Origin of the sequence: Pseudomonas sp. CJQ_9, from assembly GCF_043106615.1 — a bacterium.
Taxonomy (GTDB): Bacteria; Pseudomonadota; Gammaproteobacteria; order Pseudomonadales; family Pseudomonadaceae; genus Aquipseudomonas; species Aquipseudomonas juntendi.
This window is the reverse complement of the sequence record NZ_JBICMS010000091.1, coordinates 15,661-37,505: the sequence shown is the minus strand read 5'-3', so window position 1 is coordinate 37,505 and position 21,845 is coordinate 15,661. Positions and strand designations below refer to the sequence as shown.

Genomic DNA, 21,845 nt, shown 5'->3' with positions numbered 1-21,845 from the left:
GCAAGCCAGCGACCACAGGGGGAGTGCTGGCTTGCAGCCTCTGTACATCACCAGCGCTTCTGTTTCACGGGCGAGCGACAGACGGGTTGTCGCTACGGCCCATCCCCGCGTACCGCTGAAGGATCCGCTCGATTACCCCCGTCTGCTTCAGCCGCACCAAGGCGCGCAGCAGCCCTTGTGTGGGTATCGCCGGGTCGTTGCGCACCATGCACCCCAGGTCCTGCTCCTCCAGCACTGCCAGTACTTGCAGTTGCTGAGCCGCCGGCTGCCCTTGGTTGAACCACTGCAGCGACAACTCGTTGCTCACTGCATGCCGGTAGCGGTGGGCTTGCAGTTTCTGCAGGACCAGCAGCTGGCTGCGGCTGTCTTCGCGGCTCAGGCGGCCTTGGTCAAGCAGGGGTTGCAAGGTTGGGTAGGTATACCCCAGCACCGTGCCGATGGCCTGGGGTGGCAGTTGCTCTGCGGCGACCGGGATGCTGTCGTCAAGGCGCCCCACCAGCACGTCGCGCTGGTGGATCAGCGGGATGCTCCAGACAAAGTCCCCCGGGCGGTCATTGAACCATTGCGTGCTGACATAGCAACGCACATCAATGTCACCGCTGTCCATGGCCTCCTGCAAGCGCAGCCTGGCCATCACGTGATACTGCGGGCGGACCCCTGCTTCCCTGGCCAGCGCCTGTACAAGGTCATAGACCAGGCCCTCAACCGGCTGGTCGTCTTCAACCCGCACCAGCGGCATGCTCCAGCTTTCAGCCACGGAAAAACGCAGCACCGGCTGTTCAGCCACGCTCTGGGTAGCCCAGACCAACAGCAAGGCCAGCAGTTTTCGCAAAAGCATCTCCTCCCTGGACAACAGGCGCTCGATTCATAGCTTAGCCGAGCTGCGCAGGGTGCAATTTTGCCCCCGCTCCGCTAGCATTAGCGATCTTCCGCTCGATCAGGCTACGATGGTTTTTCGATGAGTTATCAGGTTCTTGCACGTAAATGGCGTCCGCGCTCGTTCCGCGAAATGGTCGGCCAGACCCATGTGCTCAAGGCCTTGATCAATGCCTTGGACAACCAGCGCCTGCACCATGCCTACCTGTTCACGGGTACTCGTGGCGTGGGCAAGACTACCATTGCCCGTATCATCGCCAAATGCCTGAACTGCGAGACGGGTATCACCTCCACGCCCTGCGGCACCTGTTCGGTGTGCCGGGAGATCGACGAGGGCCGCTTCGTCGACCTGATCGAAATCGACGCCGCGAGCCGTACCAAGGTCGAAGACACCCGCGAACTGCTCGATAACGTGCAGTACGCGCCCAGCCGTGGGCGCTTCAAGGTCTACCTGATCGACGAAGTGCACATGCTCTCGACGCACTCGTTCAACGCCTTGCTCAAGACCCTGGAAGAGCCGCCGCCGTACGTCAAGTTCATCCTGGCCACCACCGATCCGCAGAAGCTGCCGGCCACCATCCTGTCGCGTTGCCTGCAGTTCTCGCTGAAGAACATGAGCCCAGAGCGGGTGGTCGAGCACCTCAGCCATGTGCTTGCTGCGGAGAACGTCCCGTTCGAGGCAGATGCCCTGTGGCTGTTGGGCCGTGCCGCCGACGGCTCCATGCGTGACGCCATGAGCCTGACCGACCAGGCCATCGCATTCGGCGAAGGCAAGGTGCTGGCCGCCGATGTGCGGGCCATGCTCGGCAGCCTCGACCACGGGCAGGTCTATGGGGTGCTGCAGGCGCTGCTCGAGGGCGATGCCCGGGCCCTGCTGGAGGCCGTGCGCAACCTGGCCGAGCAAGGCCCGGACTGGGCTGGCGTGCTGGCGGAAATGCTCAACGTGCTGCACCGTGTAGCCATCGCCCAGGCGCTGCCCGAGGCAGTGGACAACGGCCAGGGCGACCGTGACCGGGTGCTGGCGCTGGCCCAGGCATTACCGGCCGAGGATGTGCAGTTCTATTACCAGATGGGCCTGATCGGCCGGCGTGACCTGCCGCTGGCGCCGGACCCGCGTGGTGGCTTCGAGATGGTCTTGTTGCGGATGCTCGCCTTCCGCCCGGCCGACACCGACGATGCGCCGAAACCGGTGCTAAAGCCAGTGGGGATCAGCCAGGCCACAGCTGATCCTGCCAACCCGGTGGCAGCCCCTGCGCCTGCCGTGCCGCCGCCCGCCGCCGAGCCGGCGCCCGCGCCGCTGGTAGTGCCGCCGCCAGCCACGGTGGACCATGAGCCCGAGCTGCCCGCAGACGCCGAGCTGAGGGCCGAAGTCGAGGCCATTTCGGTGCCTGAGCCCGTCGCCGAGGTGGTCGACCTGCCGTGGGAGGACCCAGCCCCGGCCAGCGCGCCTGTCACAGAGCCTGTTGCCGAGCCCGCGCTAGCCCCGCGGCCGACCCCGCAGGCTGCGCCTGTCGTGCATGACGAGCCGCCTTTCGACCCGTCTGCCTATGCCGCCGTTGGCATGGACCGGGACGACGAGCCGCCGCTGGACGAGGACTACTATGGCGGCGAAAGCGATCCGGTTGGCTTCAGCTACCTCGACGAGTTGGCCGAACACGTTCAGGAAGAAGCCCCTGCGCCCGCGCCTGCCCCGTTGCCAGCCGCCAAGCCGGCCACCGGTCTGGCCCTGCAATGGCTGGAATTATTCCCACAGTTGCCTGTCTCCGGTATGACAGGCAACATCGCAGCAAACTGTACGCTGATTGCCGCCGATGGCGACGACTGGCTGCTGCACCTGGACCCAGGCCAGGGTGCGCTGTTCAACACCACCCAGCAGCGGCGCTTGAACGAGGCGCTCAACCAGCATCTGGGGCGCACGTTGAACCTGCGCATCGAACTGGTCCTGCCCGAGCAGGAAACCCCGGCCCAGGCCGCCGCGCGCAAGCGGGCCGAGCGTCAGCAGGGCGCCGTCGCCTCGATCGAGCAGGATCCATTGATCCAGCAGATGATCAAGTTGTTCGGTGCCAAGGTGCGGCAGGATACTATTGAGCCTGTAGAAGCCCTGGCCAACCAGGGCCAGTAACGGATAACCCTGCGGCCGGCCCGGCGCCGGGCCGCATCAAATGACCCAATCGAGGTATACCCCCATGATGAAAGGTGGCATGGCCGGCCTGATGAAGCAGGCCCAGCAGATGCAGGAAAAAATGCAGAAAATGCAGGAAGAGCTGGCCAACGCCGAAGTCACCGGCCAGTCCGGTGGCGGCCTGGTGAGCGTGGTGATGACCGGTCGTCACGACGTCAAGCGCGTCAGCATCGACCAGAGCCTGATGTCGACCGATGAAGATGACAAGGAAGTGCTGGAAGACCTGATCGCCGCTGCGTTGAACGATGCAGTGCGCAAGGTGGAGCAGAGCAGCCAGGAAAAAATGGGCGGCATGACCGCCGGCATGCAGCTGCCGCCGGGCTTCAAGATGCCGTTCTAAGGCATGCGCCCTCGAAAACCGCCGCTGACACCAGCGGCGGTTTTTTTTGTGCGTACTCGCAGCCGCCGCGGTCATTATTCTTGACCCGGCGCGCTCCACCCCGGAGGCTGATTTGACGCCACTGCCCCCGCTGGGTATAAACCGCCCCTTATTGAATTGTCAGGCCTTCCCCATGAGTTTCAGCCCCCTTATCCGCCAATTGATCGACGGCCTGCGCATCTTGCCAGGTGTAGGCCAGAAAACCGCCCAGCGCATGGCCCTGCAACTGCTCGAGCGTGACCGTAGCGGGGGGCTGCGCCTGGCTCAGGCTTTGACCCAGGCCATGGAAGGGGTAGGGCATTGCCGGCAGTGCCGCACCTTGACCGAGCAGGACCTGTGCCCACAGTGTGCTGACCCACGGCGTGACGACACCCAGCTGTGTGTGGTCGAGGGGCCGACCGATGTGTATGCGGTCGAGCAGGCCGGCTACCGCGGCCGTTACTTCGTGCTCAAAGGCCACCTGTCGCCGCTGGACGGCCTGGGCCCGGAGGCCATCGGCATTCCGCAACTGATGGCGCGGATCGAAGAGCAGGGTACCTTCACCGAGGTGATCCTGGCGACCAACCCGACCGTGGAAGGCGAGGCGACGGCGCATTACATCGCCCAACTGCTCAATGAAAAAGGCCTGGTGGCCTCGCGCATCGCCCATGGTGTGCCCCTGGGCGGGGAACTCGAACTGGTGGATGGCGGGACACTGGCCCATGCCTTTGCCGGGCGACGGCCGATTTCGCTCTGAAGCTGCAAGCTGCAAGCTGCAAGCTGCAAGCTACAAGCTACAAGCTACAAGCAAAAGCAGATCGGCTTTTGCTTGCGACTTGCGACTTTCAACTTGAAACTCAATACTCGCTGAGGGAAAACTCGGTCAGGCAGAAGGTCGGCACTCCCGCCGCCTGCAGCCGGCGCGAACCGTCCAGTTCGGGTAGGTCGATGATCGCGGCGGCCTCGAACACTTGCGCACCAGTGCGGCGCACCAGGTTGGCCGCTGCCAGCAAGGTCCCGCCCGTGGCAATCAAGTCATCGAAAATCAACACCGAATCGCCTTCGCACAGGCTGTCGGCGTGCACCTCCAGGAAGGCCTCGCCGTACTCGGTCTGGTAACCCTCGCTCAGCACGTCGGCTGGCAGCTTGCCTTGCTTGCGGAACAGGATCAGTGGCTTGTTCAACTGGTGGGCGATGATCGAACCAATCAGGAAACCCCGCGCGTCCATGGCGCCAATGTGGCTGAACTCAGCCTCGACATAGCGCTCGATGAACTGGTCGGCCACATAGCGCAGCCCGCGCGGCGACTGGAACAGCGGGGTGATATCACGGAAGATCACGCCGGGCTTGGGAAAGTCCACCACTGGGCGGATCAGGGCTTTGAGGTCGAAGGCGTCGCTGTGCATTGTTGCGGGTATCCTGGGAAAACGAATGCCCAAGTATACCCGCTAAATACCGGCCTCAGGCCTCCATTGCACCACCGGCCAGCGCACACAGCTGGATCGGGTCAAGGATGTGCACTTCCTTGCCTTCGGCGCGCAGCAGGCCGTTCTGCTGGAAGCGGGTGAACACCCGTGACACGGTCTCCACTGCCAGGCCCAGGTAGTTGCCGATTTCGTTGCGCGACATGCTCAGGCGGAACTGGTTGGCCGAATAACCGCGGGCGCGGAAACGTGCTGACAGGTTCACCAGGAACGTGGCAATGCGCTCGTCGGCGGTTTTTTTCGACAGCAGCAGCATCATTTGCTGGTCATCGCGGATTTCACGGCTCATTACCCGCATCAGCTGGCGGCGCAGCTGCGGGAGCTGGACCGACAGTTCGTCGAGGCGCTCGAAGGGGATTTCGCACACGGAGGTGGTTTCCTGAGCTTGCGCCGACACCGGGTAGGCTTCGGTGTCCATGCCTGACAGGCCGACCAGTTCGCTGGGCAGGTGGAAACCGGTGATCTGCTCTTCGCCGCTGTCGCTGAGGCTGAAGGTTTTCAGGGCACCGGAACGTACCGCGTAGACCGAGCCAAAATTGTCACCCTGGCGGAACAGAAACTCGCCTTTTTTCAGCGGACGCCCGCGTTTGACGATTTCATCCAGTGCATCCATGTCTTCCAGGTTGAGCGAAAGAGGCAGGCACAGGGGGGCCAGGCTGCAATCCTTGCAATGGGCCTGGTTGTGGGGGCGCAGTTTGACTGGCTCGGACATTTGGATCGATCCTTGTGGGAAAGCACACATAAGTCGTAAGGGTAACCTACGACACAGGGTGTAGGCCAGTGTGCGCATCGATGCTGCGCGCTGGCGAAACCCCGGCAAATGGCCTGCCGGGGGTCCTTGTTCGCCCATAGTGTGCCTGGCAAGGTGGCGTGTCCATGCGGTTGAACGTCTCGCTTTTCAGATAACCCGGGAGAAGCGCTGGCGGTTCTGCAGCGCCAGGTAGGCATCGAACACCATGCATACCGAGCGCGCCAGCAGGCGCCCTGCCGGGAGAATGCGGATGCCCTTGTCGTCCAGGCTGATCAGGCCGTCGCGCTGCAGGGTCAGCAGTTCTGGCCAGAGGTGGTCGAAGTAACCGCGAAAATCGATCGTGAACGCTTGCTCGATGGGTTCGTAATCCAGCTGGAAATGGCAGATCAGTTGCTGGATGACCGCCCGGCGGATGCGGTCGTCATGGTTGCACAGCAGGCCGCGCTGGGTCGCCAGCTGAGCGTTGGACAGGCTGTCCTGGTAGGTGTTGAGGTCACTGCTGTTCTGGCAGTACAAATCGCCGATCTGGCTGATGGCCGACACGCCAAGGCCGATGAGGTCGCAGTGCCCGTGGGTGGTATAGCCCTGGAAATTGCGCTGCAGGGTGCCTTCTTCCTGGGCGATGGCCAGCTCGTCGTCGGGCAGGGCGAAATGGTCCATGCCGATATAGCGGTAGCCAGCGGCGGTCAACTGCTCGATGGTGGCGTGCAGCATCTCCAGCTTGGCGGCCGCGCTGGGCAGGTCGCTGCTGTCGATACGCCGTTGTGGCATGAAGCGTTCGGGCAGGTGGGCGTAGTTGAACACCGACAAGCGGTCGGGCTGCAGCCGGATCACCTCTTCGACGGTGCGGGCGAAGCCTTGCGGGGTTTGCTTGGGCAGGCCGTAGATCAGGTCGAGGTTGATCGAGCGGAATTGCAAGGTGCGCGCCGCCTCGATCAGGGTGCGGGTCTGCTCCAGGCTTTGCAGGCGGTTGATCGCGCGCTGCACGGCTGGGTCGAGGTCTTGCACGCCGAGGCTGACGCGGTTGAAACCCAGTTCACGCAGCAGGCCCATGGTCGACCAGTCGGCTTCGCGGGGGTCGATCTCTATGCCGTAGTCGCCGGAGTCATCGTCCAGCAAGTGAAAGTGCTGGCGCAGGGTAGTCATCAGCTGGCGCAGTTCCACATGGCTGAGGAAGGTCGGGGTGCCGCCGCCGAAATGCAGCTGTTCCACCCGCTGTTTCGGTGCCAGGTGGCAGGCGATCAGCTGAATCTCCTGCTCCAGGCGCTGCAGGTACGGCGCGGCGCGGGCGCGGTCCTTGGTGATGACTTTGTTGCAGGCGCAGTAGTAGCAGATGTTGGCGCAGAACGGCACGTGCACATACAGCGACAGCGGGCGTACCGCCCGGCGGCTTTCGCGCAGGGCGTGGAGCAGGTCGAACGAACCCACCTCGCTGTGCAGTTGCACGGCGGTCGGGTAGGAGGTGTAGCGTGGCCCGGCGAGATCGTAGCGGCGGATCAGGTCGGTATCCCAACGAATGTCGTCGAGCATGTGGGCGGTCCCCGGAAAGAGCAGCAGTGAACCGGAGTCTATGGGCGTCTGTAGGAATCTGTGTTGATTTGTATCAAGCGCCAAGCCGCAAGCGGCAAGCGGCAAGTCGAAAGTCGAAAGTCGAAAGTCGAAAGTCGAAAGTCGAAAGTCGAAAGCAGATCTGCTTTTGCTTGTAGCTTGTAGCTTGTAGCTTGTAGCTTGTAGCTTGTAGCTTGTAGCTTGTAGCTTGTAGCTTGTAGCTTGTAGCCCTCAATGCCCCATCAGCCAATGCTGGTGCGGCCCGGGCATGGTCCAGATACCAAACAGCATCACCAGCACCCCGCCGGCCACCCGCACACTGCGCCGTTTCAACAAAGTGTTTACCCGCTCTGCCGCCAATCCGGTGGCCAGCAGTACCGGCCAGGTGCCCACCCCGAACGCCAGCATCAACGCCGCGCTGTAGCCGGCGTGGCCCTGGCTGGCCGCCCATAACAACGTGCTGTACACCAACCCGCATGGCAACCACCCCCACAAGGCCCCCAGCAGCAACGCACGGGGCAGGCTGGACACCGGCAGCAAGCGCGACGCCAGCGGCTGGATATGCCGCCACACGCCGCGGCCTAGCACCTCGATACGCGTCAGCCCGCTCCACCAGCCGGCCAGGTACAGGCCCATGGCAATCAACAGCAAGGCGGCCAGGACCCGCAGGGCCAGGGCAGCCGGGCTGCTGGCCACGGCCCAGCCGGCCAGGCCCAGCAGCAACCCGGCGCAGGCATAGCTGAAGATGCGCCCAAGGTTGTACGCCACCAGCAGGCGCAGGCGCCTGCCGCGTTGTTCAGGGGGGATGGCCAAGGTCAGCGCACCCATCAGACCGCCGCACATGCCCAGGCAGTGGCCGCCGCCGAGCAAACCGAGCACCAGCGCCGAGCCCAGCAGGGGAAGCAGGTCAGGCACGGGGTGGCAAGTCCTTGTCGGCGTTGTCCGGCGTGTCGTCGGGTTTGACCGCCGCCTGGTGACGAGGGTCCTGGTCGTCGAACAGAATGCTGTGCGCCGGGCCATCGAGGTCGTCGTACTGGCCACTGTCCACGGCCCAGAAGAAGATGTACACGGCCACGCCGACCAGCAGCAGGGCTGCGGGGATCATGACATAGAGGGCGGGCATGGCGTACTCCTGGCGGGTTGCGCGGCATCCATCGCGAGCAGCCCGGCGCTGACTGGCAAGCGGGTCAGGCGCAGGGCATTGAGCACCACGATCAGTGAGCTCACCGACATGCCGACAGCAGCCCACACCGGGGTGATCCAGCCGAGGGCGGCGAACGGCAACATCAGGCCATTATACAGGGTTGCCCACAGCAGGTTCTCGAGGATATTGCGGCGGGTGCGGCGCGCCAGTTCCAGCGCCTGCACCAGCGCGTTCAGGCGGTTGGACAGCAGCACTGCGTCGGCGCAGGTCTTAGCCAGGTCGGTGGCGCTGCCCATGGCGATGCTGATGTCGGCGGCGGCCAGCACCGGCACATCGTTGACCCCGTCACCCAGCATCAGCACCTTGCGCCCGTCGGCCTGCAGGGCTTTGAGGCGGTCCAGTTTGTCGTCCGGGCGCAGGCCGCCAATGGCGTGGTCGATGCCCAGTTGCGCGGCAACTTCCGCCACCATCGGTGAACTGTCGCCAGACAGCAGCAGGGTGCGCCAGCCCCGCGCTTTGCAGGCAGCCAGCAGGGCCGGTGCATCATCGCGCAAGCGGTCGTCCAGGCCGAACCAGGCCAATGGCCCCTGGCGGTCGCCCAGCAGCAGCCACTGGCCGCGAGGCTCGGGCACTGCGGGTATTTGCGCACCGCTCAAGGCGCAGACGAAGCTGGCCTGACCAATGCGCAGGCGCTGGCCATCGACCAGCCCCTCCAGGCCCACGCCGGGCACAGTCTGCACCTCTTCAGCGGGTGTGGCCGCGCGCCCGAACGCGCGGGCGATGGGGTGCTCCGAGCGGTTCTCCAAAGCCGCCGCCAGCGCCAGGCATCGGTCCGCGGGGTGGCTGCCGAGCGGGCGAATGCTGCGCAAGGTCAGCCTGCCTTCGGTCAGCGTGCCGGTCTTGTCGAAAATCACCGTATCGATCTGGTTCAGGCCTTCCAGCACATGGCCACGGGTCACCAGCAGGCCAAGTTTGTGCAAGGTGCCGGTGGCTGCAGTGAGCGCGGTGGGGGTGGCCAGCGACAGCGCACAAGGGCAGGTCGCCACCAGCATGGCCAGCACGATCCAGAACGCCCGTGCCGGCTCCAGATACCACCACCACAGGCCGATGGCCACTGCGGCCAGTAGCGAGAACAGCAGGAACCCCTGCGAGGCGCGGTCGGCAATTTCTGCCAGGCGTGGCTTTTCCGTCTGTGCACGCTCCAGCAGGCGGACGATGGCCGACAGCCGCGAGTCGTGGCCCAGGGCCTGGACTTCTACGTTCAGCGTGCTTTCCACGTTCAAGGTGCCGCCGGTGACCCGGTCCCCCACCCGCCGCTGCTGTGGCAGGTATTCACCGGTGAGCAGCGATTCGTCGACGCTGGAGCGGCCTTCGACGATGCGCCCGTCGGCGGGAATCACCGCGCCGGGCAGCACCTGCACGGTGTCGCCGCATTGCAGTTCACTGAGCAGAATGCGCCCGCTGCGGCCTTGGCTGTCCAGGCGCAGGCACGAAGCCGGCAGCAAGTTCACCAGTTGCGCCGTGGCCGCTGCGGTGCGCTCGCGGGCGCGGCGTTCCAGGTAGCGCCCGCTCAGCAGGAACAGGGCGAACATGCCCACGGTGTCGAAATACAGCTCGCCGCTGCCGGTGATGGCTGTCCAGATACCCGCACCGAAGGCCAGGCCAATGGCCAGTGACACCGAAACATCCATGGTCAGGTGGCGGGTGCGCAAGTCGCGGGCGGCGCCTTTGAAGAACGGTGCGCAGCTGTAGAACACGATGGGGATCGTCAGGAACAGCGCCACCCAGCGCAGGATGGTGTGCAGCTCGGGCGACAGGTCGATGTTGAATTCCGGCCAGGTGGCCATGGTCGCCATCATTGCCTGGAACCACAGCAGCCCGGCTACGCCCAGGCGCCGCAGGGCGCTGCGGTTTTCCCGGGCCAACTGCTCGGCAGCCTGGTCGGGTTGGTAGGGGTGGGCGGCGTAACCGATCTGGCGCAGTTCGGCCAGCAGGCGCGACAGTGGCAGCTGCGAGGCATCCCAGGCAACCAGCAGGCGGTGGTTGGACAGGTTCAGGCGCGCCTCGGCGACGCCGGGCAGGTTGCGCAGGTGTTTTTCGATCAGCCAGCCACACGCCGCACAGCTGATACCTTCGATCAGCAAGGTGGCCTCGGCCAGGTCGCCCACGTGGTGGACGAAGGTTTGCTGCACGTCACTGCGGTCGTACAAGGCCAGTTCGTCCTGCAACTGCCTGGGCAACGCTTCGGGGTTGGCGCTGTTGTCGCTGCGGTGCTGGTAGTAGTGTTCCAAGCCGCCGGCCACGATCGCCTCGGCCACTGCCTGGCAGCCGGGGCAGCAGAACTGCCGGGGCTCGCCGAGGACCACGGCGGTGAAGCGGCTGCCGGCGGGGACGGGCAGGGCGCAGTGGTAGCAGGGGGTGGGTTGGGTCATCACATCATTGCCTTACACATAGCGGCCGGTTGGCGCGCTTCCCTGTAGGAGCGGCCTTGCGTCGCGAAAGGGGCGCGAAGCGGCCCCACGATCTCAGCTTCGCAGCATAGGTTGCAGGGGCTGCTGCGCAGCCCTTTCGCGACACAAGGCCGCTCCTACAAGTGCTCGGCGCCTTGGATGGCTTCATCACCCAGCTGCAAGGTCACGCCATGCTCGACCTTTTCCTCCTCGAACAGCCGCCACACCTGGCCACCTTCACTGCCCAGCAGCTCAACGAAACGCCGCCCGTCAACCTTGTCTTGCAGCTGCCCCACGTAACGCCCGGCCTCGACCTGGCTCAGCAGCACCTTGCGGTCCTTTTCCGGTTGGGTGGGCGATATCAGGTTCAGTTCCAGGTTCTGCGGGTTGCTGTTGCCGGTCAGGCGCAGGTCCACTTCGCCGGTCAGTTCATCCAGATGCACACTGGCTTGCAGGCGCAGCTTATGTGCCAGCAGTTCGCGGTCCAGTGAGCGGTTGATGCCCTTGCCCGCCTCGTAGTAATTGTCGTTCACCAGGTTGTCCGGGTTGTTGACGGCGATGCTGACCATGCTCAGGCTCAGGCACACCGAGGTGGTGAGGATCGCAATGATGATCCAGGGCCAGAGGTGCTTGTACCAAGGGTCGGCGGCGGTGGCAGGCATTGTGGGTTATCTCTCTTAGCGGATCTGTGGGCCGATGAAGCGGCTCTTGGCTTCAACCTGCGCGCTGCTGTCGTCGGCGCTGTTGAGGATGAAGGTGATTTCGTTGGTGGTCGATGGCAGTTTTTCCGGCGCCACCGACAGCTGCACCGGCAGGCTGACGATATCCCCGGCGGCCACGCGGATCTCGCGTTGGCCTTCGAGCGTGAGGTCTGGCAGGCCAGTGGCGTCCAGCACATACACATGGTCACGCTGGTCCTTGTTCATGACCTTCAGGCTGTACACGTTCTCGATCCGGCCCTGGGCATTTTCGCGGTACAGCACACGGTCCTTGCTGACGTCGAAACCGACCAGCGAGCGGGTGGCGAAGGCCGTGGCCAGGCCGATGATCATCACCAGCAGCACCAGCGCGTAGCCGATCAGGCGTGGCCGCAGCAGGTGGGTTTTCTGCCCGGAGAGGTTGTGCTCGGTGGTGTAGCTGATCAGCCCTTTGGGGTAGTTCATCTTGTCCATGATGCTGTCGCAGGCATCGATGCAGGCCGCGCAGCCGATGCATTCGATCTGCAGGCCGTCGCGGATGTCGATGCCGGTCGGGCAGACCTGCACGCACAAGGTGCAGTCAATGCAGTCGCCCAGGCCTTGGGCCTTGTAATCCGCGCCTTTCTTGCGCGGCCCCCGGGTTTCGCCGCGGCGCGGGTCATAGGAGACGATCAGTGTGTCCTTGTCGAACATCACGCTCTGGAAGCGGGCGTAGGGGCACATGTACACACAAACCTGCTCGCGCAGCCAACCGGCGTTGCCGTAGGTGGCGAGGGTGAAGAAGCCGACCCAGAAATAGGCCCAGCCATCGGCCTGGCCGGTGAAGAACTCGATCACCAGTTCACGGATCGGCGAGAAGTAGCCGACGAAGGTCATGCCGGTGACGAAACCGATCAGCAGCCACAGGCTGTGCTTGCTGAACTTGCGCAGGAACTTGTTGGCGCTCATGGGCGCCTTGTCGAGTTTGATGCGCTGGTTGCGGTCGCCCTCGGTGACCTTTTCACACCACATGAAGATCCACGTCCACACGCTTTGTGGGCAGGTGTAGCCACACCAGACCCGGCCTGCGAACACGGTGATGAAGAACAGGCCGAAGGCGGCGACGATGAGGATGCCTGACAGCAGGATGAAGTCCTGCGGCCAGATGGTGGCACCGAAGATATAGAACTTGCGCTCGGGCAGGTTCCACCACACCGCCTGGTGGCCACCCCAGTTCAGCCATACGGTGCCGAAGTACAGCAGGAACAGTGCGGCACCGCCAACCATGCGCAAACGCCGGAACAGGCCGGTGAAGGCGCGGGTATAGATTTTTTCGCGGGACGCGTAGAGGTCGACGGCGTCCTTCCCTTTCGTGGCAGGCGGCGTTACATCATGTACCGGAATTTGCTTGCTCATCATCAAGTCCCACGGCAGTGGAAAAATGCCGCGGCCAGTGCGTGCCGGCCGCAGTCTCGCGCAATCTGCTAGCGCTCTGCGGTTCATGATACGCCGCTGTGGGCGGCCCGGGGTCGCACTGCGACCTTTAGTCGCGTTGGGTTCGCGGTATGAATCGTGTTATGGCAGGTGTCAATTGATCCAGGTCATCAGCCTGCGAGAAATGCTGTGCCAGTACCGGCCTCTTCGCGGGTAAACCCGCTCCTACAAGGGTCGGGTTTACCCGCGAAGAGGCCAGGCCTGCCTTACTCGGCCTTGGCCGGCTCAGCCTGGTGCGACAGGCTGTACACATAAGCCGCCAGCAGGTGCACCTTGTCGTTGCCCTGCAGCTGTTCCTGGGCCGGCATCTGCCCCTGGCGGCCATAGCGGATGGTCTGCTGCAACTGGGCAAAGCTGGAGCCGTAGATGAACGCCTGCGGGTGGGTCAGGTTAGGTGCCCCCATGGCTGGCGTGCCTTTGCCTTCCGGCCCGTGGCAGGCCACGCAGTTGGCGGCGAAGATCTTCTGCCCGTTCTGCACATCGGCCTTGACCCCTTGCGGCAGGGTACGGCCATCGAGCTTGCTGACCACGAATGCCGCGACGTCGGCCACACCTTGGTCGCCGATCACTTCGGCCCATGCCGGCATCACACCGTGGCGGCCGCCCATGATGGTGGCCTTGATGGTTTCCGGCTCGCCGCCCCAGCGCCAGTCATTGTCGGTCAGGTTGGGGAAACCGAAGGCGCCCTTGGCGTCGGAGCCATGGCATACCGAGCAATTGGAGGCGAACAGGCGTGCGCCCATTTTCAGCGCCTGCGGGTCTTTGGCCACTTCCTCGATAGGCATGGCGGCGAACTTGGCGTAGATCGGGCCGAAGCGCGCCTGGGCCTTGGCCATTTCCTTTTCCCACTCGTGCACGCCGGTCCAGCCCTGCTGGCCGTTGGAAAACTCGGTCTGTTTGTCGTTGTCCAGGTACGAATAACCCGGCAGCATGCCTTTCCAGTTGCCCAGCCCCGGGTACAGCACCAGGTAGCCGAGGGCGAAGACGATGGTGCCGACGAACAGCCAGAACCACCATTTCGGCAGTGGGTTGTCGTACTCCTCGATACCATCGAAAGCGTGCCCGACGGTTTCGTCGGTCACCTCTTCGCGCTGGCCCTTGCGGGTCGACAGCAGCAGCCAGGTCAGCGAGAAGATGGTGCCCAGGGTCAGGACGGTAACGTACAGACTCCAGAAGGTTGTCATTGTTGTTTGCTCCCAGAAGCTTTTGCTTGCTCGACGGGCTGTTTGGCCTCGGGGTCATCGGCGAAGGGCAGTTGGGTCGCTTCGTCGAAGTCCTTCTTGCGCCGTGGGTTGAACACCCACAGCGCCAGGCCCACGAACGCCACCATCACCACGACGGTACCCAGGCCGCGAATCATCCCGATATCCATCAGCGTCACCGTTTGCTCTTGATGATGGTGCCAAGACCCTGCAGGTACGCCACGAGGGCGTCCATTTCGGTCTTGCCCTTGACCGCGTCACGGGCGCCGGCAATGTCGGCGTCGGTGTACGGTGTGCCGAGTGTGCGCAGCACCTCCATCTTCTTCGCGGTGTCCTTGCCGTCGAGCGTGTTCTCGACCAGCCAGGGGTAGGCCGGCATCTTCGATTCCGGCACCACGTTGCGCGGGTTGTACAGGTGCGCGCGGTGCCAGTCATCGGAGTAGCGGCCACCGACCCGTGCCAGATCCGGGCCGGTGCGTTTGGAGCCCCACAGGAACGGGTGGTCCCACACGCTCTCGCCGGCGACCGAGTAGTGGCCGTAGCGCTCGGTTTCGGCGCGGAACGGGCGGATCATCTGCGAGTGGCAGCCCACGCAACCTTCGCGGATATAGATGTCCCGGCCTTCCACTTCCAGGGCGGTACGCGGCTTCATGCCCTCCACCGGCTTGTTGGTCACGTCCTGGAAAAACAGCGGGACGATCTGGGTCAGGCCACCGACGCTTACCGCGATGACCATGAAGAAGGCCAGCAGGCCAATGTTCTTCTCGACGGCTTCATGCTTCATCAGTGCGCTCCCACAACGACGATCTTGGCGGCTTCTTCAGCCTGTGCCGGGTTGGCGGCACGCACGGTACGCAACACGTTGTAGGCCATCAGCAGCATGCCGCTGGCGAAGAACGCACCGCCCAGGGCGCGCACGATGTAGCCCGGGTGGCTGGCTTGCAGTGCTTCGACGAACGAGTAGGTGAGGGTGCCGTCATCGTTGATGGCACGCCACATCAGGCCCTGGGTAATGCCGTTGACCCACATCGAGGCGATGTACAGCACGGTGCCGATGGTGGCCAACCAGAAGTGCGCGTTGATCAGGCCAACGCTGTGCATCTGCACGCGGCCATACAGGCGTGGGATCATGTGGTACACGGCGCCGATCGAAATCATGGCGACCCAGCCGAGGGCGCCGGCGTGCACGTGGCCGATGGTCCAGTCGGTGTAATGCGATAGCGAGTTGACGGTCTTGATGGCCATCATCGGGCCTTCGAAGGTGGACATGCCGTAAAACGCCAGCGACACCACCAAAAAGCGCAGGATCGGGTCGGTACGCAGTTTGTGCCAGGCCCCCGACAGGGTCATCATGCCGTTGATCATGCCGCCCCAGCTTGGCGCCAGAAGGATGATCGACATCACCATACCCAGCGACTGCGCCCAGTCGGGGAGGGCGGTGTAGTGCAGGTGGTGCGGGCCGGCCCAGATGTACAGGGTGATCAGCGCCCAGAAGTGCACGATCGACAGGCGGTACGAGTAGATCGGCCGCTCGGCCTGCTTGGGCACGAAGTAATACATCATGCCCAGGAAGCCGGTGGTCAGGAAAAAGCCCACGGCGTTGTGCCCGTACCACCACTGGATCATCGCATCGGTGGCGCCGGCGTAGGCCGAGTACGACTTGAACAGGCTGACCGGCAGGGAAATGTGGTTGACGATGTGCAGCATCGCGGTGACCACGATGAAGGCACCGTAGAACCAGTTGCCGACATAGATATGCTTGGTCTTGCGCTTGACGATGGTGCCGAAGAACACCACCCCGTAGGTGACCCAGACAATGGCCAGCAGGATTGCCAGTGGCCACTCCAGCTCGGCGTATTCCTTGGTGGTGGTGTAGCCCATCGGCAGGGTGATCAGCGCCCCGACGATCACTGCCTGCCAGCCCCAGAAGGTGAAGGCGGCCAGACTGTCGGAAATCAGCCGCGTCTGGCAGGTGCGCTGCACCACGTAGTAGCTGGTGCCGAACAGCGCGCAGCCGCCGAAGGCGAAGATCACCAGGTTGGTGTGCAGCGGACGCAGGCGGCCGAAGCTGGTCCAGGGCAGGTCCAGGTTCAGTTGTGGCCACACCAGCTGCGAGGCGATGAAGACGCCGAGGCCCATGCCAAGGATCCCCCAGACCACCGTCATGATGGCGAACTGGCGGACGACCTTATAGTTATAAGCAGTCGGACTGATTGCTGTGCTCATTCTAAGGTTCCACGGTTTTGATGTTCTTGTTGGTTGAAAAATCGGCGCCAGTATTGATAACCATCCGGGTTACCGCAACGCAACTTTGGTACGCCGACCCGTGTCCGGGCCCGTTCACTGATGTCCCGCAGCGCTCGGGTCAGGTGGATTGTACACAAATAAATATTTGTAATGTGTACCGTTTTTCACCTTTTTCTGATCGATCGGTCAAGCTTTTTTTGGGGGCGGCCACTCGCCAGGCGCGGCGTATGCGCCGGTGCTTTCGTAGTATGCCCACTGTGGCAACAAGCTTAGTTCTGTTCGGAGGGGGTGCAAGGGGGGGAGTAGGGCGGGGGAGCGCTGGGGCTGCTCTGCAGCCCTTTCGCGACGCAAGGCCGCTCCTTCAGAAAAAATGCGATCTCCTGTAGGAGCGGCCTTGCGTCGCGATGGGCCGCAAAGCGGCCCCAGGGCTATTACTTGGAGGTCACGGTTTCAGCCGCGCCATCCTGCGACAGGCTGTACACATAAGCCGCCAACAGGTGCACTTTGTCGTTACCCTGAATCTCGGCCTGCGCCGGCATCTGCCCTTGGCGACCGTAGCGGATGGTCTGTTGCAGCTGGGCAAAGCTCGACCCATAGATGAACGCCTGTGGGTGGGTCAGGTCGGGCGCGCCCATGGCCGGGGTGCCTTTGCCTTCCGGCCCGTGGCAGGCCACGCAGTTGCCGGCGAAGATCTCCTTGCCCTTGGCCGGGTCGGCCTTGGCGCCTTCCGGCAGTTTACGGCCGTCCATGCTGGTCAGCACGAACGCGGCGACGTCGGCCACGCCCTGCTCGCCAATCACCTCGGCCCAGGCCGGCATCACACCATGGCGGCCATTCATGATCGACGCCTTGATGGTCTGCGCATCACCGCCCCAGCGCCAGTCCTTGTCGGTGAGGTTGGGGAAGCCGAACGCGCCCTTGGCGTCCGAGCCATGGCAGACCGAGCAGTTGGAGGCGAACAGGCGCCCGCCCATTTTCAACGCCTGCGGGTCGTTGGCCACTTCCTCCACCGGCATGGCGGCGTACTTGGCGAAGATCGGCCCGAAGCGGGCGTCGGCCTTGTCCATTTCCTTTTGCCATTCGTTGGCGCCGGTCCAGCCATTTTCATAACCCGGCAGAATGCCTTTCCAGTTGCCCAGGCCCGGGTAAAGGATCAGGTAGCCGACCGCGAACACCAGGGTGCCAACGAACAGCCAGAACCACCACTTGGGCAAGGGGTTGTCGTACTCCTCGATGCCGTCGAAGCTGTGGCCCATGGTCTGGTCGGTGGGGTTGTGGCTCTGGCCCTTGCGGGTGGCGAGCAACAGCCAGGTCAGGCCAATCAGGCTCCCGATGGTCAGTACGCTGATATACGTACTCCAGAAGGTGGTCATTGCCCGTTACTCCTTTTTGCAGCAGGTTCCTGCCCGGCAGCGGGCAGGCGGTCGTCGACGAAGGGCAGCAAGCGCGCCTCGGCGAAATCACGGTCGCGACGGCGGTTGAATACCCACAGGGAGAGGCCGATGAAGGCGACCATCACCACCAGGGTGCCGAGGCCGCGAATCATGCCGGTGTCCATTTCCATCGCAATCACCTCTTGTTCTTGATCGCGGTGCCAAGCACCTGCAGGTAGGCCACCAGCGCGTCCATCTCGGTCTTGCCCTTGACCGCGTCGCGGGCACCGGCGATGTCGTCGTCGGTGTACGGCACGCCAAGGGTACGCAGGGTGCGCATCTTCACGTCGGTGTGGCTGTTATCCACCTGTTGGGCGACCAGCCAGGGGTACGCCGGCATTTTCGATTCCGGCACCACGTTGCGCGGGTTGTACAGGTGCGCGCGGTGCCAGTCGTCCGAGTAGCGGCCGCCGACCCGGGCCAGGTCCGGGCCGGTACGCTTGGAGCCCCACAGGAACGGGTGGTCCCACACGCTCTCGCCGGCGACCGAGTAGTGGCCGTAGCGTTCGGTTTCGGCGCGGAATGGGCGGATCATCTGCGAATGGCAGCCCACGCAGCCTTCGCGGATGTAGATGTCGCGGCCTTCGAGCTGCAGCGCGGTGTAGGGCTTCATGCCTTCGACCGGCTTGTTGGTGACGTCCTGGAAGAACAGCGGCACGATCTGGGTCAGGCCGCCGATACTGACGGCGAATACCATCAGCAGGGCCAGCAGGCCAACGTTTTTCTCGATGACTTCATGTTTCATCAGGCAGGTCTCCTCAAGCCAGCTGGGCGTTCGCAGGGGCAGCATCAAGCGCCGGCGAACGCACGGTGCGCCAGGTGTTCCAGGCCATCAGGAACATGCCGCTGAGGAAGATCGCACCGCCGACGAAGCGCACGATGAAGCCGGGGTGGCTGGCCACCAGGGTTTCCACGAACGAATAGGTGAGCGTGCCGTCGCTGTTCACTGCGCGCCACATCAGGCCCTGGGCAATGCCGTTGACCCACATCGAGGCGATGTACAGTACGGTGCCGATTGTGGCCAGCCAGAAATGCGCGTTGATCAGGCCGATGCTGTACATGCGTTCCTTGCCAAACACTTTCGGGATGGTGTGGTACAGGGCGCCGATCGAGATCATCGCGACCCAGCCCAGGGCACCAGCGTGCACGTGGCCGATGGTCCAGTCGGTGTAGTGGGAAAGGGCGTTGACCGTCTTGATGGCCATCATCGGGCCCTCGAAGGTGGACATGCCGTAGAACGCCAGCGACACTACCAAAAAGCGCAGGATCGGGTCGCTGCGCAGTTTGTGCCAGGCCCCCGACAGGGTCATCATGCCGTTGATCATGCCACCCCAGCTCGGTGCCAGCAGGATCAGCGACATCACCATGCCCAGCGATTGCGCCCAGTCAGGCAGGGCGGTGTAGTGCAGGTGGTGCGGGCCGGCCCAGATGTACAGGGTAATCAGCGCCCAGAAGTGCACGATCGACAGGCGGTAGGAATACACCGGGCGCTCGGCCTGCTTGGGCACGTAGTAGTACATCATCCCCAGGAAGCCCGCGGTCAGGAAGAAGCCCACCGCGTTGTGGCCATACCACCACTGCACCATGGCGTCGGTGGCACCGGCATAGACCGAGTACGACTTGGTCAGGCTGACCGGCAGTTCCAGGTTGTTGACGATGTGCAGCATGGCCACGGTCAGGATGAACCCGCCGAAGAACCAGTTGCCCACGTAGATGTGCTTGGTGTTGCGCTTGATCAGCGTGCCGAAGAACACGATGGCGTAGCAGACCCAGACGATGGTGATCAGAATGTCGATCGGCCATTCCAGCTCGGCGTATTCCTTGGAGCTGGTGTAGCCCAATGGCAGGCTGATGGCCGCCAGCAGGATCACCAGCTGCCAGCCCCAGAAGGTGAACGCGGCCAGGCCGGGTGCGAACAGGGTGGTCTGGCAGGTGCGTTGCACCGAATAATAGGACGTGGCGAACAGCGCGCAGCCGCCGAAGGCGAAGATCACCGCATTGGTGTGCAGTGGGCGCAGGCGGCCGAAGCTGGTCCAGGGGAGGTCGAAGTTGAGGGCAGGCCAGGCAAGCTGGGCGGCGATGAAAACGCCGAGCCCCATCCCGACGATTCCCCACACCACCGTCATGATGGCGAATTGGCGGACCACCTTGTAGTTATAGGCGGTACTGCTGGTTGTGTTCATGTATGGGTTCCCATCCACGGTTATTTGGCAGGCTTTACAGCGAGGCAAGCATGATTAATGGGCAAAGTGCCGGTATTGACGGGGATCAATGGGCGAAGGTCGGAAATGTCCCAGGCTTGCGTTGCGATCTTGCGCGGGTCGAGGGCGGGGAGGGTTACAAGGGCTGCCTGATCCTGGCCCACGGTGCCGGTGCGCCGATGGACAGCGGGTTCATGGACGAAATGGCGCAAAGGCTTGCGGCACTTGGGGTAGCGGTGCTGCGCTTCGAGTTCCCGTACATGGCCGAGCGCCGGGTTGGCGGTGGCAAGCGGCCGCCGAACCCGCAGAAGGTATTGCTGGAAAGCTGGCGCGAGGTGTATCGGCAGGTGCGACCTTTGGTCGCGGGCAAGCTGGCTGTGGGTGGCAAGTCGATGGGTGGGCGCATGGCCAGCCTGCTGGCCGACGAACTGGGCGCCGATGCGCTGGTGTGCCTGGGGTACCCGTTCTACGCGGTGGGCAAACCCGAGAAGCCGCGCGTGGAGCACCTGGCCGAGTTGAAAACACCGACGTTGATCGTGCAGGGCGAGCGCGATGCGCTGGGCAACCGGGAGGCGGTGGCAGGGTATGCGTTGTCGCCGGCGATCGAGGTGAGCTGGCTAGTGGCGGCGGACCATGACCTGAAGCCGTTGAAGGCTTCCGGGTTCAGCCATGAGCAGCATTTGCAGGCGGCGGCTGAACAGGTTGCGGCATTCCTGAAGGGTTAGCGCGGGATGCTTCGCGGGCTTGCCCGCTCCCACACGTACTGCGCAGCCCTGGAGGCTGGCGGTGATCTTGTGGGAGCTGGCTTGCCGGCGATAGGGCCGATGCAGGCTGACGCTTAGTCGCGGTACTCGCACAGGTAAGCGGTGTCTACCTTGACCTGCAGCTGGAACTTGCTGTCAGCCGGTACATTGAACGTGTCGCCCGCCTTGAAGGTTTCCCAGTTGTCGCTGCCTGGCAGCTTGACGATCAACGCACCCGACACCACGTGCATGATTTCACGCTTGGCGGTGCCGAACTCGTATTCGCCCGGGGCCATCACGCCGACAGTGGCCGGGCCTTCTTCGCCCGTGAAGGCGATCGACTTGACGGTGCCGTTGAAGTACTCGTTGACCTGGAACATGGGCGTCTCCTGAAAAAGGGGAGGAAAAAGGGCTGGCCAGTATGCCCAAGCCCAATGGCCTCGTCATCTGCTTTCAGGGCCCGTCGGCGGGCAGGCTCAAGGGCAGCAGCCGCGCTGTGTTGCGCGCATCTTCCAGGGCCCGGTGCTGCTGCCCGCAAAAGTGCATGCCAGCCAGTTGCAGGGCGCCGTTCAGGCCGGCAGGGCGCTGCAGGTGGCGGGCCTTGGCAAAGCGTTGCTTGAGGTTGATGTGCGCCAGCGTACGCAGCAGGCTGTCCACGCCGTGCAGGTGCCATTCCTGGTGCAGTTGCTGGCGGTCGTAGTCGCCCCAACTGACCCAGGCCTGCAGCTGTTGACGATGCTGCCCGAGCCAGTGCTCGAAGCTGGCCCACACCTCGCGAAACGGCGCGGCAGCGTCAACGTCAGCCTGGCTGATGTGGGTCAGCTCGCGACAGAACGGGGTCAGCTGCGGGCGCCGCCGCGGGCGCACGAACCGCTGGAAGTGGTCGACCTCACGCCCTTCGCGGGTGACCAGGCTCGCGCCGATTTCAATGACTTCCATCTCCGTGACCGGCCACCCACCCTCATCGGTGGTGGCCTCCAGGTCGATCACCAACCAATGGCCCATACCAGGCTCCCTTGCAGATCCTGCTAGAGCGTAGCCAAACTCGGCGCATC

Annotated in this window: 23 protein-coding genes; 4 read left to right on the top strand and 19 right to left on the bottom strand. The window is 63.7% G+C overall.

Annotated features, from left to right (window positions below; all coding sequences use genetic code 11):
- Positions 1-64: 64 nt before the first annotated feature.
- Complete coding sequence (locus ACF8SD_RS18595) at positions 65-838, bottom strand: substrate-binding periplasmic protein (RefSeq protein WP_392484935.1); 774 nt, start codon at positions 836-838, stop codon at positions 65-67.
- A 120-nt stretch (positions 839-958) separates the two neighbouring features.
- Between ACF8SD_RS18595 and dnaX the strand changes: the two genes are divergently transcribed.
- The 3 genes from dnaX to recR all read left to right on the top strand — a co-directional run bounded on the left by dnaX (position 959) and on the right by recR (position 4,173).
- Positions 959-2,998 (top strand): DNA polymerase III subunit gamma/tau, encoded by a 2,040-nt coding sequence (gene dnaX, locus ACF8SD_RS18590; protein ID WP_392484934.1) that lies wholly within the window; start codon positions 959-961, stop codon positions 2,996-2,998.
- A gap of 64 nt (positions 2,999-3,062) precedes the next feature.
- A complete protein-coding gene (locus ACF8SD_RS18585) occupies positions 3,063-3,398 on the top strand; it encodes a YbaB/EbfC family nucleoid-associated protein (RefSeq protein WP_003254305.1) in 336 nt (111 codons plus the stop codon).
- Between the two features lie 172 nt (positions 3,399-3,570).
- Positions 3,571-4,173, top strand: a complete 603-nt coding sequence (gene recR / locus ACF8SD_RS18580; RefSeq protein ID WP_009683911.1) for a recombination mediator RecR — start codon at positions 3,571-3,573, stop codon at positions 4,171-4,173.
- A 100-nt stretch (positions 4,174-4,273) separates the two neighbouring features.
- Here the strand turns inward: recR and ACF8SD_RS18575 are convergent, their stop codons facing one another.
- From ACF8SD_RS18575 to ccoN (ACF8SD_RS18500), 16 genes are all read right to left on the bottom strand, one after another.
- The gene (locus ACF8SD_RS18575; RefSeq protein ID WP_009683910.1) at positions 4,274-4,822 is read right to left on the bottom strand and encodes an adenine phosphoribosyltransferase; all 549 of its coding nucleotides are present in this window, start codon (positions 4,820-4,822) and stop codon (positions 4,274-4,276) included.
- A gap of 55 nt (positions 4,823-4,877) precedes the next feature.
- Positions 4,878-5,612: a Crp/Fnr family transcriptional regulator FnrA gene (gene fnrA / locus ACF8SD_RS18570; RefSeq protein ID WP_009683909.1), complete on the bottom strand. Its 735-nt coding sequence runs from the start codon at positions 5,610-5,612 to the stop codon at positions 4,878-4,880.
- A gap of 186 nt (positions 5,613-5,798) precedes the next feature.
- Positions 5,799-7,181: an oxygen-independent coproporphyrinogen III oxidase gene (gene hemN, locus ACF8SD_RS18565; protein WP_392484933.1), complete on the bottom strand. Its 1,383-nt coding sequence runs from the start codon at positions 7,179-7,181 to the stop codon at positions 5,799-5,801.
- Positions 7,182-7,430: 249 nt separating this feature from the next.
- Positions 7,431-8,114 (bottom strand): sulfite exporter TauE/SafE family protein, encoded by a 684-nt coding sequence (locus tag ACF8SD_RS18560; protein WP_173888168.1) that lies wholly within the window; start codon positions 8,112-8,114, stop codon positions 7,431-7,433.
- The gene (gene ccoS, locus ACF8SD_RS18555; RefSeq protein ID WP_173888170.1) at positions 8,107-8,322 is read right to left on the bottom strand and encodes a cbb3-type cytochrome oxidase assembly protein CcoS; all 216 of its coding nucleotides are present in this window, start codon (positions 8,320-8,322) and stop codon (positions 8,107-8,109) included. The genes ACF8SD_RS18560 and ccoS overlap by 8 nt, the downstream gene beginning before the upstream one ends.
- Complete coding sequence (locus tag ACF8SD_RS18550) at positions 8,301-10,775, bottom strand: heavy metal translocating P-type ATPase (RefSeq protein WP_392484932.1); 2,475 nt, start codon at positions 10,773-10,775, stop codon at positions 8,301-8,303. The genes ccoS and ACF8SD_RS18550 overlap by 22 nt, the downstream gene beginning before the upstream one ends.
- Positions 10,776-10,930: 155 nt before the next feature.
- A complete protein-coding gene (locus ACF8SD_RS18545; RefSeq protein ID WP_173888174.1) occupies positions 10,931-11,455 on the bottom strand; it encodes a FixH family protein in 525 nt (174 codons plus the stop codon).
- 15 nt (positions 11,456-11,470) lie between these two features.
- Complete coding sequence (gene ccoG / locus ACF8SD_RS18540) at positions 11,471-12,886, bottom strand: cytochrome c oxidase accessory protein CcoG (protein WP_173888176.1); 1,416 nt, start codon at positions 12,884-12,886, stop codon at positions 11,471-11,473.
- 284 nt (positions 12,887-13,170) lie between these two features.
- Positions 13,171-14,148, bottom strand: coding sequence for a cytochrome-c oxidase, cbb3-type subunit III (ccoP, locus tag ACF8SD_RS18535; protein WP_173888178.1), 978 nt, complete (start codon positions 14,146-14,148; stop codon positions 13,171-13,173).
- Positions 14,145-14,336: a cbb3-type cytochrome c oxidase subunit 3 gene (locus ACF8SD_RS18530; RefSeq protein WP_173888180.1), complete on the bottom strand. Its 192-nt coding sequence runs from the start codon at positions 14,334-14,336 to the stop codon at positions 14,145-14,147. Before ACF8SD_RS18530 ends, ccoP (ACF8SD_RS18535) begins: the two co-directional genes overlap by 4 nt.
- A gap of 5 nt (positions 14,337-14,341) precedes the next feature.
- A complete protein-coding gene (ccoO, locus tag ACF8SD_RS18525) occupies positions 14,342-14,950 on the bottom strand; it encodes a cytochrome-c oxidase, cbb3-type subunit II (RefSeq protein WP_173888182.1) in 609 nt (202 codons plus the stop codon).
- Positions 14,950-16,392 carry a cytochrome-c oxidase, cbb3-type subunit I gene (gene ccoN, locus ACF8SD_RS18520; protein ID WP_173888184.1) on the bottom strand — a complete coding sequence of 481 codons (1,443 nt, stop codon included), beginning with the start codon at positions 16,390-16,392 and terminating at the stop codon, positions 14,950-14,952. Before ccoN (ACF8SD_RS18520) ends, ccoO (ACF8SD_RS18525) begins: the two co-directional genes overlap by 1 nt.
- A gap of 452 nt (positions 16,393-16,844) precedes the next feature.
- Entirely contained in the window at positions 16,845-17,786 is a 942-nt protein-coding gene (gene ccoP / locus ACF8SD_RS18515) for a cytochrome-c oxidase, cbb3-type subunit III (RefSeq protein ID WP_173888186.1), read from the bottom strand.
- On the bottom strand, positions 17,783-17,977 hold the full coding sequence (locus ACF8SD_RS18510; RefSeq protein WP_009683895.1) for a cbb3-type cytochrome c oxidase subunit 3: 195 nt from the start codon (positions 17,975-17,977) through the stop codon (positions 17,783-17,785). The genes ccoP (ACF8SD_RS18515) and ACF8SD_RS18510 overlap by 4 nt, the downstream gene beginning before the upstream one ends.
- Positions 17,978-17,982: 5 nt before the next feature.
- Positions 17,983-18,591: a cytochrome-c oxidase, cbb3-type subunit II gene (ccoO, locus tag ACF8SD_RS18505; protein WP_173888188.1), complete on the bottom strand. Its 609-nt coding sequence runs from the start codon at positions 18,589-18,591 to the stop codon at positions 17,983-17,985.
- A 13-nt stretch (positions 18,592-18,604) separates the two neighbouring features.
- The gene (ccoN, locus tag ACF8SD_RS18500; protein WP_173888190.1) at positions 18,605-20,029 is read right to left on the bottom strand and encodes a cytochrome-c oxidase, cbb3-type subunit I; all 1,425 of its coding nucleotides are present in this window, start codon (positions 20,027-20,029) and stop codon (positions 18,605-18,607) included.
- Positions 20,030-20,079: 50 nt separating this feature from the next.
- Here ccoN (ACF8SD_RS18500) and ACF8SD_RS18495 point away from each other — a divergent pair, with 50 nt between their 5' ends.
- Complete coding sequence (locus ACF8SD_RS18495; protein ID WP_249414328.1) at positions 20,080-20,772, top strand: alpha/beta family hydrolase; 693 nt, start codon at positions 20,080-20,082, stop codon at positions 20,770-20,772.
- Positions 20,773-20,885: 113 nt separating this feature from the next.
- Here ACF8SD_RS18495 and ACF8SD_RS18490 read toward each other — a convergent pair whose 3' ends face one another.
- Positions 20,886-21,170 carry a pyrimidine/purine nucleoside phosphorylase gene (locus tag ACF8SD_RS18490; protein WP_009684816.1) on the bottom strand — a complete coding sequence of 95 codons (285 nt, stop codon included), beginning with the start codon at positions 21,168-21,170 and terminating at the stop codon, positions 20,886-20,888.
- Positions 21,171-21,243: 73 nt separating this feature from the next.
- Positions 21,244-21,795: an exonuclease domain-containing protein gene (locus ACF8SD_RS18485; RefSeq protein WP_173888192.1), complete on the bottom strand. Its 552-nt coding sequence runs from the start codon at positions 21,793-21,795 to the stop codon at positions 21,244-21,246.
- Between the last annotated feature and the right edge of the window lie 50 nt (positions 21,796-21,845).

Bases quoted from the DNA above. Each gene is read 5' to 3' on its own strand.
- ACF8SD_RS18485 (WP_173888192.1), bottom strand. From the start codon at position 21,795: ATGGGCCATTGGTTGGTGATCGACCTGGAGGCCACCACCGATGAGGGT.
- ACF8SD_RS18585 (WP_003254305.1), top strand. From the start codon at position 3,063: ATGATGAAAGGTGGCATGGCCGGCCTGATGAAGCAGGCCCAGCAGATG.
- ACF8SD_RS18530 (WP_173888180.1), bottom strand. From the start codon at position 14,336: ATGGATATCGGGATGATTCGCGGCCTGGGTACCGTCGTGGTGATGGTG.
- ACF8SD_RS18495 (WP_249414328.1), top strand. From the start codon at position 20,080: ATGATTAATGGGCAAAGTGCCGGTATTGACGGGGATCAATGGGCGAAG.
- ACF8SD_RS18490 (WP_009684816.1), bottom strand. From the start codon at position 21,170: ATGTTCCAGGTCAACGAGTACTTCAACGGCACCGTCAAGTCGATCGCC.
- ACF8SD_RS18575 (WP_009683910.1), bottom strand. From the start codon at position 4,822: ATGCACAGCGACGCCTTCGACCTCAAAGCCCTGATCCGCCCAGTGGTG.
- ccoN (WP_173888184.1), bottom strand. From the start codon at position 16,392: ATGAGCACAGCAATCAGTCCGACTGCTTATAACTATAAGGTCGTCCGC.
- ccoN (WP_173888190.1), bottom strand. From the start codon at position 20,029: ATGAACACAACCAGCAGTACCGCCTATAACTACAAGGTGGTCCGCCAA.
- ccoS (WP_173888170.1), bottom strand. From the start codon at position 8,322: ATGCCCGCCCTCTATGTCATGATCCCCGCAGCCCTGCTGCTGGTCGGC.
- dnaX (WP_392484934.1), top strand. From the start codon at position 959: ATGAGTTATCAGGTTCTTGCACGTAAATGGCGTCCGCGCTCGTTCCGC.
- ACF8SD_RS18510 (WP_009683895.1), bottom strand. From the start codon at position 17,977: ATGGAAATGGACACCGGCATGATTCGCGGCCTCGGCACCCTGGTGGTG.
- fnrA (WP_009683909.1), bottom strand. From the start codon at position 5,612: ATGTCCGAGCCAGTCAAACTGCGCCCCCACAACCAGGCCCATTGCAAG.
- ACF8SD_RS18550 (WP_392484932.1), bottom strand. From the start codon at position 10,775: ATGACCCAACCCACCCCCTGCTACCACTGCGCCCTGCCCGTCCCCGCC.
- ccoO (WP_173888182.1), bottom strand. From the start codon at position 14,950: ATGAAGCATGAAGCCGTCGAGAAGAACATTGGCCTGCTGGCCTTCTTC.
- ccoG (WP_173888176.1), bottom strand. From the start codon at position 12,886: ATGAGCAAGCAAATTCCGGTACATGATGTAACGCCGCCTGCCACGAAA.
- ccoP (WP_173888178.1), bottom strand. From the start codon at position 14,148: ATGACAACCTTCTGGAGTCTGTACGTTACCGTCCTGACCCTGGGCACC.
- ccoO (WP_173888188.1), bottom strand. From the start codon at position 18,591: ATGAAACATGAAGTCATCGAGAAAAACGTTGGCCTGCTGGCCCTGCTG.
- recR (WP_009683911.1), top strand. From the start codon at position 3,571: ATGAGTTTCAGCCCCCTTATCCGCCAATTGATCGACGGCCTGCGCATC.
- ACF8SD_RS18545 (WP_173888174.1), bottom strand. From the start codon at position 11,455: ATGCCTGCCACCGCCGCCGACCCTTGGTACAAGCACCTCTGGCCCTGG.
- ccoP (WP_173888186.1), bottom strand. From the start codon at position 17,786: ATGACCACCTTCTGGAGTACGTATATCAGCGTACTGACCATCGGGAGC.
- ACF8SD_RS18595 (WP_392484935.1), bottom strand. From the start codon at position 838: ATGCTTTTGCGAAAACTGCTGGCCTTGCTGTTGGTCTGGGCTACCCAG.
- hemN (WP_392484933.1), bottom strand. From the start codon at position 7,181: ATGCTCGACGACATTCGTTGGGATACCGACCTGATCCGCCGCTACGAT.